Origin of the sequence: Microbispora bryophytorum (genome assembly GCF_043197435.1) — a bacterium.
Classification (GTDB): Bacteria; Actinomycetota; Actinomycetes; order Streptosporangiales; family Streptosporangiaceae; genus Microbispora; species Microbispora bryophytorum.
Map to the genome: position 1 here is coordinate 79,108 of NZ_JBICTF010000008.1, position 13,755 is coordinate 92,862.

Below are 13,755 nucleotides of genomic sequence, written 5' to 3' on the forward strand. Positions count from 1 at the left end.
GCAAACAAGGTGGTCATCGCGGTGCGCGTACACGACTCGCTGGTGGAGCTGATGGGCGACACTCCGCTCGTCCGGCTGCGCAAGGTCACGGCGGGCGCGTCCGCCCAGGTCCTGGCCAAGGTGGAGTACTTCAACCCCGGCGGCTCGGTGAAGGACCGCATCGCGGTGCGGATGATCGAGGCGGCCGAGCGGAGCGGCGAGCTCAAGCCGGGTGGCACGATCGTCGAGCCGACCTCCGGCAACACCGGCGTGGGCCTGGCCATCGTGGCGCAGGAGAAGGGCTACCGCTGCCTGTTCGTCTGCCCGGACAAGGTCGCCCAGGACAAGATCAACGTGCTGCGGGCGTACGGCGCGGAGGTCGTCGTCTGCCCGACCGCCGTCTCGCCCGACCACCCCGACTCGTACTACTCGGTGTCCGACCGGCTGGCCCGCGACACCCCGAACGCCTGGAAGCCCGACCAGTACTCCAACCCCGAGAACCCGGCGAGCCACTACCACTCCACCGGCCCGGAGATCTGGGAGCAGACCGAGGGCAGGATCACGCACTTCGTCGCCGGCATCGGCACCGGCGGGACGATCAGCGGCACCGGCAAGTACCTCAAGGAGGTCTCCGGCGGGCGGGTGAAGATCATCGGCGCGGACCCCGTCGGTTCCGTCTACTCCGGCGGCACCGGCCGTCCCTACCTGGTGGAGGGCGTGGGCGAGGACATCTGGCCCGCGACGTACGACACCACGATCTGCGACGAGATCATCGCGGTCTCCGACAAGGACTCGTTCGGCATGACGCGCAGACTCGCCCGCGAGGAGGCGCTGCTCGTCGGCGGCTCGTGCGGCATGGCCGTGGTGGCGGCGGTCCGGGTGGCCCAGGCGGCAGGGCCGGACGACGTCGTGGTCGTGCTGCTGCCGGACGGCGGCCGCGGCTACCTGTCGAAGATCTTCAACGACGAGTGGATGGCCGACTACGGCTTCCTCACCACGACGAGCGAGGAGGGCCTGGTCGGCGACGTGCTGGGGCGCAAGACGCCGGGCCTGCCCGAGTTCGTCCACGTCCATCCGCACGAGTCCGTCGGCACGGCGATTTCGATCATGCGGGAGTACAACGTCTCCCAGCTTCCGGTCATGAAGGAGGAGCCGCCGGTCATGGCGGCCGAGGTCATCGGCTCGATCGTGGAGCGCGATCTGCTGGAGGGTCTCTACCGCGGCCGGATGCGGTCCGACGACGAGATCGGCGGCCACATGTCCGCCCCCCTGCCCATGATCGGGTCAGGTGAGCCGGTGGCCCGGGCGGTCGAGGTGCTGGAGAAGGCCGACGCCGCCGTGGTCCTCGACGACGGCAGGCCGGTGGGCATGGTCACCCGCCAGGACCTGCTGGCCTTCCTCGCCAACCACTAACCCACCCCCCCGCCCCCCTCCGCGTGATCTTGTAGTTTGTCGCAGAGGTATGGCTTGACCAGGGCGTACGCCCTCCGTGATCAAGCAGAAAATCGAGCGCACCCCGTCTGGCCTGCGCAGCGAGCGTCCGTGATCTTGCAAATGCAAGATCACGGAGCGTGTCCGGGCAGGTCATGCGGTGAGGCTGGGAATAAGTACAAGATCACGGAAGACGTTTGCGCAGTTCACGGCTCTTTTTGCGACAAACTGCAAGATCGCGGGGGGAGGGTAGGCTCGGCTTTATGAACCAAGGCTTTGAGACGCTGGCCATCCACGCGGGTCAGGAGGCGGACCCGCACACGGGTGCCGTCGTTCCTCCTATATACGCCGTTTCCACCTACAAGCAGGACGGCGTGGGCGGCCTGCGGGCGGGATACGAGTACAGCCGGTCGGCCAACCCGACCAGAACCGCCCTTGAGGAGGCGCTGGCCGCCGTGGAGGGCGGCGTGCGCGGGCTGGCCTTCGCGTCGGGACTCGCCGCCGAGGACACGCTGCTGCGCACCGTCTGCAAGCCCGGCGACCACGTGGTGATCCCCGACGACGCGTACGGCGGCACCTACCGGCTGTTCTCCCGGGTGCTCCGGGAGTGGGGGGTCTCCTTCGACCCGGTGCCGCTCGGCGACCTCGATGCGGTGCGCGCCGCCGTACGGCCGGAGACCAAGGCGATCTGGGTGGAGACGCCCACGAACCCCCTGTTGAACGTCGCCGACATCGCCGCGCTGGCGGACGTCGCCCACGACGGTGGCGCGGTGCTCGTGGTGGACAACACCTTCGCCTCGCCCTACCTGCAGCAGCCGCTCAGCCTGGGCGCGGACGTCGCAGTCCACTCGACGACCAAGTACGTCGGCGGCCACTCCGACGTGGTCGGCGGCGCGCTGGTGACGCGGTCGGCGGACCTCGGCGAGCGGCTGGCCTACCACCAGAACGCCATGGGAGCGGTGGCCGGGCCGTTCGACGCCTGGCTCACCCTGCGCGGCCTCAAGACGCTGGGCGTGCGGATGGACCGGCACTGCGACAACGCCGAGCGCGTGGTCGACCTGCTGCTGTCGCACCCGAAGGTCGTCCAGGTCCTCTACCCGGGCCTGCCCGAGCACCCCGGCCACGAGATCGCGGCCAAGCAGATGCGCCGCTTCGGCGGGATGGTGTCGTTCCGCGTCGAGGGCGGCGAGGAGGCGGCCGTCGAGATCTGCAACCGCGCCAAGCTGTTCACGCTCGGGGAGTCGCTCGGCGGCGTCGAGTCGCTGATCGAGCACCCGGGCCGGATGACCCACGCGTCGGCCGCCGGGTCGCCGCTGGAGGTCCCGGCCGACCTGGTCCGCCTGTCGGTCGGCATCGAGACCGTCGACGACCTGCTGGCCGACCTTTCCGAGGCCCTCGGCTGACGACCGCCTGACGCCTGTTCGGCGCCCGTTCCGCGTCCGTTCCGCGCCCGTTCCGCGCTCTGTCTAGCGCCCGCTCCGCGTCGGGGCCGCAGGCTCCGGCGCGGAGGCGCGGGCGGGAGCCACCCACCGTTCGCACAGCAGGGCGGCGAGCGCCGCGGCGGTCAGGACGGCGCCCGCCACGGTCACGCTCCGAACCCCCGAGTGGTCGATGAGCGCGCCGCCGAGCAGCGACCCGCCCGCGATGCCGACGTTGAAGGCCGAGCCGCTGCCGGCCGAGGCGATGTCGGTGCTGCCCGGGGCCACCTGCAGCGCGCGGCTCGCGATGGCCGCCGCCAGCGCGCTGAACGACATGCCCGTCACGCAGAGGGCCACCACCGCCACCGGGTGCAGGGAGCCGAAGACGTACAGGGCGAGCAGCGCGCACGTGATGAGGGCCAGCGGTCCGACGAGGGCGGCCCTCGGCCGGCTGTCGAGCAGCCGGCCGACCACGATGGTCCCCGCGACCCCGGAGATCCCGGACGCGAGGAGCAGCGGGCTGAGCGCGGCCGGGGCGAAGCCGCCGAAGTCCAGCAGGAACGGCGTGATGTAGGTGTACGCGGTGAGGTAGCCGCCCACGCCGATGACGGTGGCGCCGATGAGCAGCGCGTAGCGGCGGGCGTCCGGGGTCGCGCCGCGTCCGGGTTCGTGACCAGTGGAGCCTGCGCCTGTCTGCCGGCGGCCGGGCATGAGCGTCGCCACGGTCACGCAGGTGACCAGGCCGACGGCGGCGGCCAGGGCGAACGCGGTCCGCCAGCCGACCTGCTGGCCGAGCCAGGTGCCCGCCGGGACGCCGAGGACGGGCCCGAGGGAACTGCCGATCGACATCCGGGCGATCGCGCGCCCCCGGATCTCCGGGGGGAACATCGCCGCCGCGGCCGGGGTCGCGACCGACCAGAACAGCGCCTGGGTGGCCCCGACCAGCAGCCGGGCGGCCAGCAGCGTCGGATAGTTCGGCGCCACGGCGGTCAGGAGCATTCCTACGACGAACACGCCGAGCGTGACGGTGAGCAACCTGCGCCGCGGCACCCGCTGGGTCAGCCGGGTGAGCGGCAGCGACGCCAGCACCACGACCGCGGCGTACCCCGTGACCAGCAGGCCCGTCTCGGACGGCGATCGGTTCAGATCGTTCGCCATGACCGTGAGCAGCCCGATGGGGAGGACCTCGGCGGTGACGTAGGTGAACGCCCCGACGGCGAGGGCGACCAGCGCCCACGCCGCCCGGCGTTGCGTCGTAAGGTGCACCCGCTCCTCTTTCCCCCGTTTCCGGCCAAAGACGTTCTACCGGACATTCAGGGGAAAGTGGGAATCTTTCTCAGGGGTTGAAGAAGACCATCAGGAACAGGATGACGAGCCAGATCAGGGCGCTGATGCCGCCCAGCGCGGCGATCCGGCCGGTCTGCACCTTGGCGTCGTCGTCCGGCGACTCGCTGGACAGCGCCGCGATGGCCGTGCGCTGGTCACGCTCGACGATCACCAGCAGTACGGCCGCCACGACGAACAGCGTCATCGACACCGACAGGTAGGGCGCGCCGAGAGCGCTGCGGCCCAGCAGCAGGCCGAACAGGAAGACCCCGATCGTGAGCAGGCCGAACAGCCGGGTGGCGCGGTGCAGATACCGCAGCACCGCGACCTCCCGGGCCCGGATGTAGCGCGGCGTGACGCTCGTGACCGCCGTGAGCGGACCGAGCGCGAAGATCGCGAATCCTATGTGCAGCCACAGCAGGAAATGGTCGAGAGGCGACATGGGCAGAGGCTATCGCCTGGGCTGATCGCCCCGCAGCCGCCCGGACGCCCCCGTCTCGGGCGCGCCGGACGCCGGGGCGTCCAGGAGCTACTTCCGGCGACGGGGGCGGTTGTGGACCGCCATTTCGTACAGCACTCCGGTGAGGATCATGAGAACGACGAGACCTACCGCTGCGAACATGGGAGCGCTCCTTCCACGGGCATGTGGAACGACCAGCGCGAACAGAGGATGCCTGTCTATCGTCCGCCGATTGCAACCCGGTCGGCAATCGATTATCGATGTCCCGGTACCGGTCTCCGGGAGCCACGGCCGCCGTCTCCCCGCTCGCGCCCGCCTTCCGCAGCTCGTCCGGTCACCATCCGTCGCCTGGGAACGCGCCCCCGAATCACGCCGATGTGTTTAGCAATGCCCGGCATGGCGGGCGATGAACCACTTCGCGACGTCCGACCAAGGCGACGGGCCGCGATCCGGGGCCGCGACTGAGCGCCGACCGGGCCGTGATCGCACCGGCTACCGGCCGGCCGGCTCATGGCTCGGGCCCTCAGCGGGTGCGGCGGGCGCGCAGGAAGTCGCTGACGACGTACTCGCCGAGGCGGTCGGCGCTGGCGGAGAAGACGCGGCCGCCGTTGCGCCGGGCGACCTCGTCCACGAACTCCCGCAGCCGGTCGTCGGCGGCCAGCATGAAGACGTTGATCGTCGCGCGCCGCCGGGTCATCTTGTCGACCTCGGCGAGCGTCAGCGTCAGCGTCTCCTGCGACGGCGGCCACTCGAAGCGCGGCACGCCGTCGCGCATCAGGTGCGCCGTCGGCTCGCCGTCGGTCACCACCAGGACCACCGGCTCGAAGTCCGGGTGCCGGTCGAGGTGCCGCCCCGCGATCAGCAGCGCGTGGTGCAGGTTGGTGCCCTGGACCATGTCCCATTCGAGCCCGGCCAGCTCGTCGGGCCGCAGCACCCGGGCGTAGTTCGAGAACCCGATGATCTGCACCGCGTCCTGCGGGAACTTCGAGGCCACCAGCGCCTGCAGGGCGAGCGCGGTCTGTTTGGCCGCCGCCCAGGTGCCGCGCAGGGCCATCGAGTAGGACAGGTCGACCAGCAGGCACACGGCCGCGGCCGAGCGCCGCTCGGTCTCCACGACCTCGAAGTCGTCCACCGACAGGCGCACCGGCGCGCCCCCGCCCCGCTGTACGCCGTTCACGACCGTGCGTACGACGTCGATGGGCTGCTCGTCGCCGAAGCGCCACAGACGGGTCGATCCGGTCGGCTCCCCGGCCGTGCCCGCGTCGCGCTGGTCGTGGTCGCCGCGGCGGCCCGAGTCGAGCGAGGCGAAGACCCGGCGCAGGGCGGTCTCCCCGAGCCGCCGTACGGCCTTGGGCGTGAGCTCCAGCTTGCCGCGGTTGCGGCGCAGGTAGCCCTGGGCCTCCAGCTCGCGCTCGACCTGCCGCAGGGCCTCCAGGTCGTCCACGGCCGAGCGGCCGAGCGCCCGCCTGACGGCGGCCTCGTCGATGTCGTCGAGCCGGGCGCCGGGGTAGTCCTGGCGCAGCGCGGTCTCCAGGTCGCCGAGGTCGGCCAGCTCCTGCAGGGCCGTCACGGCGTCGCCCATGCCCATCGGCTGCTCGCCGGACACCCGTTCGGGTGCGCCCCAGGCGAGGTCGGGGCGGCGGGCGGAGAGGGCGTCGCCGAGCCGGCGCATCTGCTCGGCCAGGCCCGCCTGCTCCAGCGTGTGGTTGATCAGCCCGGCCAGCTCCTCGCGCTGCTCCGGGGTGAGCGAGGCGAGCAGCCGCTGCGCGGCGGCGGCGCGGCGGGCGAGCTGGTCGACCAGCTCGTCGAGGTTCCGCGGGTTCTCGGGGAACATGTCCCCGTATTTCTGTATGAACTGGTCGAAGTCCTCCTGGGTGTGCTCGCCCCGGGCGTCACGGTCCAGCATGTCGTTGAGGTCCGACATCATCTGCCTGACCCGCTCCATGGCGGCCGGGTCGGGGTTGGCCAGCGCGTCGCGCATGCCGCGGAACCGGCTGTCGAGGACCTCCCGGCGCAGCAGGTCGCGCAGCTCCTCGAACGTCTCCCGCGCGGCGGCCGAGCGCCAGTCGTAGCCGGCCAGCTCCTGGACCGCCCGCGCCGCGTCCGAGGGCAGCGCGTCCAGCGCCGACTCCCGGAAGCGAGCGTCATCGGAGGGATCGGGGAACAGTTCGGCCCGCTCCTGGCCGATCGCCTTGTCGAGCAGGGCGCGCGCGCGTTCCAGCGTGCCGTCGAGCCGGGTGTTGTCACGCAGCTCGCGGCGGCGCCGCCGCACCTGGCGGAGCAGGTCGTCCAGGCCGCGACGGTCGGGAGCGCCGGGGAGCCCTCGCCTGAGCAGGTCGCGCAGCGCGTCGAGCGGTGTCGAGCCGGACAGGACGGCGTCGCCCATCCCGTCCAGCGCCGAACGCACGTCGTAGGGCGGAGCCAGCGGATCCGGCCCGTCGTGGTACTCCCGGTAGAAGTAGCTCATGGCCGGGTCACGTCCGGTACACCGCGGTGCCGTCGGTCTCGTCCTTGGACAGCCTGCGCATCAGGTAGAGCCCCTCCAGCGTGAACTCCAGGGCCGCGGCGGCGTGGCCGGGCGACTCGTCGCCCTCGCCCATGCCGAGCCGCGCCATGATCTTCGACAGGCCCTCGACGCGGCCGATCCTGCGCAGCAGCTCGTGAGCCGCCACCAGCTCGCCGGACTCGACCTGCGCGCCCTCGCCGAACCTGTCGAGCAGCGGCGCGAGGTCGGCGCCGCCGAGCGAGGCGCGGAAGGTCTCGGCCGTCGCGCGGCGCAGCAGGTGGGCGAGCACGTCGATCTCCCGCCCCTCCTCGCTGACCTCGAACTCGACCTTGCCGCGCAGCGTGTGGACCACGCCGGGCAGGTCGCACACCCGCGTGACGGGCCGCTCCTCCCCGGTCAGCGCGGCCCGCCGTACGGCGGAGGCGGCGGCGGTCTCGGCGGCGGCGATCGAGAAGCGGGCCGACACGCCCGAGCGGGAGTCGACGGCGGTGGACTCGCGGACCAGACGGGTGAACCTGGCGATCACCTCCACCAGGTGGTCGGGCAGGTCCGCGCCGAGGGCGTCGAGGTCGGCCTCCTGGCGGATCAGGACCAGCTCGTTCTCGACCGTGCGGGGGTAGTGCGTGCGGATCTCCGCGCCGAAGCGGTCCTTGAGCGGAGTGATGATCCGGCCGCGGTTGGTGTAGTCCTCGGGGTTCGCGCTGGCGATCAGCAGGATGTCGAGGGGGAGGCGCAGGTTGTAGCCGCGGACCTGGATGTCGCGCTCCTCCAGCACGTTGAGCAGCGCCACCTGGATGCGCTCGGCCAGGTCGGGCAGCTCGTTGACGGAGAAGACGCCCCGGTTGGTCCGGGGGACCAGGCCGTAGTGGACCGTCTCGGGGTCGCCGAGCGTGCGGCCCTCGGCGATCTTGATGGGGTCGACGTCGCCGATCAGGTCGCCGACCGAGGTGTCCGGCGTGGCCAGCTTCTCGCCGTACCGGTCCTCGCGGTGCTTCCAGGCGACCGGCAGGTCGTCGCCGGTGTCGCCGGCCAGCCGCCGGCACCGGGCGCAGACCGGCGCGTACGGATGGTCGTTGATCTCACAGCCCTCGACCACGGGCGACCACTCGTCGAGCAGGCCGGTGACGGTGCGGATCAGGCGGGTCTTGCCCTGGCCGCGCTCACCGAGGAGCACGAGGTCGTGACCGGCGATCAGCGCCCTCTCCAGGTGGGGCAGGACGGTGTCGTCGAATCCGACGATGCCGGGGAACCGGTTCTCACCGGCCCGCAGCCGGGCCAGGAGGTTCTCCCTGATCTCGGCCTTGACCGTGCGGTGCCGGTGTCCACTCTCGCGCAGTTCACGCAGAGTGCTGGGGGCAGGCGTGGGCGATTTGTGCACGGAGTCGAGCCTACGTCCCCATCAGACGATCCTGCAGCCCGGTTTGGGAGACGCGGCTGACGGCGGCCCGGCCCAATTGGCCGGGCGGCCCGCGCGTTGACCTCCTGTCAGTGGGGAGAATCGGCCCAAGGAAACAGTCGCGGAGGAAGAGAGGGCGAGACATGGCGGTATTGACGAGCCGCTTCGCCGACGGTCTCGCCGTGGGCGCAAACCTGGTGGAAGCGGCCGAGACGGCCGTACGCCAGGCGTTGGCCGGCCTGTCGGGTCCGCCGGACCTGGTGTGCTTCTTCATCTGTGGGGACGATCCCGACGACGTGGACAGGGCGGGTCGGCGCGCGATGTCCGTCGCGTCCGGCGCCGACGTGATCGGCTGCAGCGCGACCGGCGTCATCGGCCACGGCCAGGGCGTGGAGCTGACCCCTGCCGTGAGCGCGTGGGCGGCCTCCCTCGGCGGCGCCAGGATCGACACCTTCGCCCTGGAGACGCTCAGGACGGAGGACCGGTTCGTGGTCGTGGGGCTGCCCGAACGCGTGTCCGACGACCGGGCGGCGATCCTGCTCGCCGACCCCTACACCTTCCCCACCGACGCGTTCATCGAGCACTCGCACGAGGTGCTGGGCAACCTGCCGATCGTCGGCGGCCTCGCCAACGGGCTCAAGGGCCGTGGTTCCGTGCGGCTGTTCGCCAACGGAGAGGTCCACGACTCCGGCGCGATCGGAGTGGTCATCGGCGGTGCGGTGAACATCGGCACGGTCGTGAGCCAGGGCTGCCGGCCCATCGGACCGTCCATGGTCGTCACCCGGGCCGAGGACAACGTGCTGCTGGAGCTCGCCGGCCAGCCCGCCCTGGCCCGCCTGGAGGACATCGTCAGCGCCCTCGACGAGGAGGACCGCGACCTGGTGGCCACCGGTTTACAGATCGGCATCGCCATGGACGAGTACGCCGAGCGCCACGAGCGCGGCGACTTCCTGATCCGCGGGGTCATCGGCATCGATCCCGAACGCGAGGCGGTGGCCGTCGGCGACGTGATCGAGATCGGCAGGACGGTCCGGTTCCAGGTCAGGGATGCCGAGACCGCCGACGAGGACCTCTACGAACTGCTCGACGCCCATCTGCAGCAGCACTCCGGCCGGGTCGAGGGGGCCCTGCTGTTCTCCTGCAACGGCCGGGGCTCGGGCATGTTCGACTCGGCCGACCACGACGCGCTCGCCGTACGCGAGACGCTGGGGCCGATCGGGGTGGCGGGGTTCTTCGCCGCGGGCGAGGTCGGACCGGTCAGCGGGCACAACCACGTCCACGGCTTCACCGCGTCGCTGCTCGTCTTCTCCAGCGGCACCGGATTCTCCAGCGGCACGGGCCTGTCCACCGGCACGGGAGCGGGTGCGTGAGCGACCTCACGCTGGCCGTCGACATCGGCGGCACGAAGTTCGCGGCGGGCCTGGTGGAGCCGGACGGGCAGGTCGTGGCCGCCGAGCGGGCCGCCACCCCGCAGGGCGGCGACGCCGAGACGCTGTGGCGGACGCTGACCAGCCTGCTCGACCGGCTGGACGTGCCCGCCGCCCTCGCCGGCGTGGGCGTCGGCTGCGGCGGCCCGATGACCTGGCCAGAGGGGGAGGTCTCTCCGCTCAACATGGGCGGCTGGCGCGGTTTCCCGCTGCGCGGGAGGCTGGCCGCCCGCTTTCCCGGCGTCCCGGTCCGCATCCACAACGACGCCGTCTGCCTGGCCGTCGCCGAGCACTGGTGCGGCGCCGGGCGGGGGAGCGCGGCCATGCTGGGGATGGTCGTGTCGACGGGCGTCGGCGGCGGGCTGATTCTCGGCGGCAGGCTCATCGACGGCGGGACCGGCAACGCGGGTCACATCGGCCATGTCGTGGTCGACCCCGAGGGCCCGCCCTGCGGCTGCGGCGGCAACGGCTGCCTGGAGGCGATCGCCCGTGGCCCCGGCCTCGCCGCCTGGGCGCTCGCCCAGGGCTGGTCTCCGGGCGACGCCGCCACCGAAGGGGACCTCTACCGGGAGGAGGGGACGGCCACCGCGCGCAGGCTGGCCGCCGACGCCGCGGCGGGCGACGCGATCGCGCTGGCCGCGATGGCCAGGGCCGGGCGTGCCCTCGGTGTCGCGATCGCCTCGGCCGTCAACCTGTGCGACCTCGATCTCGTGACCGTCGGCGGCGGGCTCAGCCAGGCGGGCGATCTGCTGTTCGGGCCTTTGGAGGAGGCCTTGCGGGAGCACACCCGGATGGAATTCGCCGGGCGGGTGCGGGTCGTGCCCGCCGCGCTCGGTCAGGACGCCGGTCTCGTCGGCGCCGCCGCCCTTGTGATCGAGGGAGACAGATACTGGCGCCCCGGCCTCTGAAGGCGTGTCGCCTGCCGGGACCTGTGATGATTGGCCCATGGCTGTCCCACAGGTGGCGTACGAGGACGTCGTCGCCGCGCGCGAGTTGCTGTCGGAAGTGGCGGCGCTGACGCCGGTCCTGCACTCACGGATGCTGTCCGAGATCGTCGGCGGCCCGGTGCACCTCAAATGCGAGAACCTCCAGCGGGCCGGGTCGTTCAAGGTCCGCGGAGCGTACGTGCGGATCGCGCGGCTGAGCGAGGAGGAGCGGGCCAGAGGCGTGGTGGCGGCCAGCGCGGGCAACCACGCGCAGGGCGTGGCGCTGGGCTCGTCGCTCGTCGGGGCGAAGTCGACCGTCTACATGCCCGAGGGCGCGCCGCTGCCCAAGGTGGAGGCCACCCGGGCGTACGGCGCGGACGTGGTCTTCGCGGGGCACACGGTCGACCAGGCCCTGCGGGTGGCCAAGGAGCACGCCGACCGGACCGGCGCGGTGTTCATCCATCCGTTCGACCACCCCGACGTGATCGCCGGGCAGGGCACGGTCGGCCTGGAGATCCTTGAGCAGCTTCCCGGCACGGCCACGATCGTGCTGCCCATCGGCGGCGGCGGTCTGGCGGCGGGGGTCGCGCTCGCCGTGAAGTCCCAGCGTCCCGGGATCAAGGTGGTGGGCGTGCAGGCCGAGCGGGCCGCGGCCTATCCCGACTCGCTGGCCGCGGGCCGGCCCGTCATGGTCGAGCCCACGTCGACGATGGCGGACGGCATCGCGGTCGGGCGGCCGGGCGACCTGCCGTTCGAGCTCATCCACTATCTGGTCGACAGTGTCGTGACGGTCTCGGAGGAGTCGCTGTCGCGGGCCCTGCTGCTGTGCCTCGAACGCTCGAAGCTGCTGGCGGAGCCGGCCGGGGTGGCGGGGGTGGCGGCGCTGCTCGACCAGCCGCACGCGTTCGAGCCGCCGGTGGTCGTCGTGCTGTCGGGCGGCAACATCGACCCGCTGCTGCTGGCCAGGGTGCTGCGGCACGGCCTGGCGGCGGCGGGCCGCTACCTCGCCTTCCGCATCCGGCTGACCGACCGTCCCGGGGCGCTGGCCGCGCTGCTGGCCCGGCTGGCCGACCTCGGCGCCAACGTGCTCGACGTGGTGCACGAGCGGTTCGGCTCCCGGCTGCATCTGGAGGAGGCCGAGGTCCTGCTGCAACTGGAGACCCGCGGCCCCGCGCACTGCGACGAGGTGCTGAGCGCGCTGCGGGGGGACGGCTACAAGTTGCTGTTCTCCTGACCCGCGTGGTGCGGGTCAGGGTCCGGCGAGCGGGGCGGGACGCCTCGGCTGGAACAGCCAGGCGTCGAACAGCCCCTTGAGGTTCTTGCCCGAGATCCGCTCGGCCAGCGCGATGAACTCCTGTGTCGTGACGTTGCCGTACCTGTGGGCGTCGGTCCACGCCCTGATCAGCGGGAAGAACTTGTCGTCGCCGATCTCCCGGCGCAGGGCGTGCAGCGTCATCGCGCCGCGGTTGTAGACGGCCGCGCCGAACAGGTCGTCGGCGCGGGCGGCGCCCGGAGGGTAGGCCCACATCGGGTCCGCCGCGTTCGCGTACAGACGTTTGAAGGCCGAATCGGCGGTGCCCTGGCCGGTGTGCTCCGCCCACAGCCATTCGGCGTACGTCGCGAAGCCCTCGTTCAGCCACAGGTCGCGCCAGCGCGTGATGGTCAGGCTGTCGCCGAACCACTGGTGAGCGAGCTCGTGCGCGATGATCGCGGGCTCGGGGGAGAAGCCGCCGTAGATGGGCTTGGTCTGGTTCTCCAGCGCGTATCCCGCCGCGTAGTCGTCGATCACGCCGCCCGTGGAGGAGAAGGGGTACGGCCCGAACACGGTCGACCAGTAGTCGGTGATCTTCCCTGTCTGCGTGAGGAGCTGGTCGAGCGAACCGCGGAAGGAGTCCGCGACGGCGACGTAGATCGGCAGGCCCTTGTCGCTCGTGCCGGTGCGGACCTGGAACTTCCCGGTCGTCATCGTGGCGAGGTAGCTCGCCATCGGGTGCTTCTCCCGCCAGGCGAAGGTCGTCCTGCCCGCCTTGGTCTGCGGCGTCCCCGTCATCTCGCCGTTGGCGATCGCGGTCAGCCCCTCGGGAACGGTGATCCGGAAGTCGTAGGTCGCCTTGTCCGACGGGTGGTCGTTCGACGGGAACCAGGTCTTCGCGCCGTTCGGCTCACATGTCACGAACGCGCCGTCCGCTGTGGAGATGAAGCCGTATTCGCCGAGGTTGGCGGAGTCGTGCATCGGTTCGGGCACGCCCGCGTAGTCGACCGTGACCGCGAACCGGTGGCCGTTCGAGATCCGCTTGCCCGGCTCGATCACGAGCTCGTCCTTGCTGCGGTCGAACGAGGCCGCCCCGCCGTCCACCGTCACCCGGCTCACCGTGAGCCCGTGCAGGTCGAGGTCGAACGACGTCAGGTCCTGTGCGGCCTTGGCCTCGATCGTGGCGCTGCCCGCGAGCTTCCTGGACGCCGGGTCGTACGACAGGCGCAGGTCGTAGTGCTGGACGTCGTAGCCGCCGTTGCCGTCGTCGGGGAAGTCCGGGTCGCCGATCCCCGGGGCGCCCGTGGTGCTCTTCGACGCGCCCGGTGTCACCGGGGCGACCGCCGCCGCCTGGGACGGCGCGACGACCGCGCCCTCGGACGGCGCGCAGGCCGTCGCGGCCCCCACGGCCACGGCACAGATCAGGGCGGAGACCGATCTGGCGGCCCGTACGCCGGCCCGCGTCGTGGCCGGCGTTGTGGTCGGCGCGGTGGTCGATGCGGTGGTCGGCCCTGGGAACGGAGGAAGACGATGCGTGGACATATGTCTGGCAACTCTACGGGAGGCCGCGGTGTGGTCCGGGTAGTGACTTCGGGTGTTTGCCCTGCTCATGGGGGTCGTGAGGGTCCTGGGGG

Annotated in this window: 10 protein-coding genes; 5 read left to right on the forward strand and 5 right to left on the reverse strand. The window is 71.9% G+C overall.

Annotated elements, in window-relative coordinates:
- Positions 1-21 precede the first annotated feature (21 nt).
- Together ACGFIB_RS26300 and ACGFIB_RS26305 are read left to right on the forward strand one after the other, a co-directional pair.
- A complete protein-coding gene (locus ACGFIB_RS26300) occupies positions 22-1,392 on the forward strand; it encodes a cystathionine beta-synthase (RefSeq protein WP_189104988.1) in 1,371 nt (456 codons plus the stop codon).
- 281 nt (positions 1,393-1,673) lie between these two features.
- Positions 1,674-2,813, forward strand: coding sequence for a cystathionine gamma-synthase (locus ACGFIB_RS26305; protein ID WP_357240658.1), 1,140 nt, complete (start codon positions 1,674-1,676; stop codon positions 2,811-2,813).
- 63 nt (positions 2,814-2,876) lie between these two features.
- On the opposite strand, the gene ACGFIB_RS26310 is transcribed toward ACGFIB_RS26305, so the two are convergent.
- From ACGFIB_RS26310 to ACGFIB_RS26325, 4 genes are all read right to left on the reverse strand, one after another.
- On the reverse strand, positions 2,877-4,094 hold the full coding sequence (locus ACGFIB_RS26310) for an MFS transporter (RefSeq protein WP_142571229.1): 1,218 nt from the start codon (positions 4,092-4,094) through the stop codon (positions 2,877-2,879).
- A gap of 70 nt (positions 4,095-4,164) precedes the next feature.
- A complete protein-coding gene (locus tag ACGFIB_RS26315; RefSeq protein ID WP_142571230.1) occupies positions 4,165-4,596 on the reverse strand; it encodes a hypothetical protein in 432 nt (143 codons plus the stop codon).
- A gap of 541 nt (positions 4,597-5,137) precedes the next feature.
- On the reverse strand, positions 5,138-7,081 hold the full coding sequence (locus tag ACGFIB_RS26320) for a hypothetical protein (RefSeq protein WP_357240654.1): 1,944 nt from the start codon (positions 7,079-7,081) through the stop codon (positions 5,138-5,140).
- 7 nt (positions 7,082-7,088) lie between these two features.
- Complete coding sequence (locus ACGFIB_RS26325; RefSeq protein WP_357263037.1) at positions 7,089-8,498, reverse strand: sigma 54-interacting transcriptional regulator; 1,410 nt, start codon at positions 8,496-8,498, stop codon at positions 7,089-7,091.
- Positions 8,499-8,659: 161 nt separating this feature from the next.
- Here ACGFIB_RS26325 and ACGFIB_RS26330 point away from each other — a divergent pair, with 161 nt between their 5' ends.
- The 3 genes from ACGFIB_RS26330 to ilvA are packed head-to-tail and all read left to right on the forward strand — an operon-like array spanning position 8,660 to position 12,103.
- Positions 8,660-9,886, forward strand: a complete 1,227-nt coding sequence (locus ACGFIB_RS26330; RefSeq protein WP_142571233.1) for an FIST signal transduction protein — start codon at positions 8,660-8,662, stop codon at positions 9,884-9,886.
- Positions 9,883-10,851 carry an ROK family protein gene (locus ACGFIB_RS26335; RefSeq protein WP_393375745.1) on the forward strand — a complete coding sequence of 323 codons (969 nt, stop codon included), beginning with the start codon at positions 9,883-9,885 and terminating at the stop codon, positions 10,849-10,851. The genes ACGFIB_RS26330 and ACGFIB_RS26335 overlap by 4 nt, the downstream gene beginning before the upstream one ends.
- A gap of 37 nt (positions 10,852-10,888) precedes the next feature.
- On the forward strand, positions 10,889-12,103 hold the full coding sequence (ilvA, locus tag ACGFIB_RS26340) for a threonine ammonia-lyase (RefSeq protein ID WP_393375748.1): 1,215 nt from the start codon (positions 10,889-10,891) through the stop codon (positions 12,101-12,103).
- A 15-nt stretch (positions 12,104-12,118) separates the two neighbouring features.
- Here the strand turns inward: ilvA and ACGFIB_RS26345 are convergent, their stop codons facing one another.
- A complete protein-coding gene (locus tag ACGFIB_RS26345; RefSeq protein ID WP_393375751.1) occupies positions 12,119-13,663 on the reverse strand; it encodes a M1 family metallopeptidase in 1,545 nt (514 codons plus the stop codon).
- Positions 13,664-13,755: the final 92 nt, after the last annotated feature.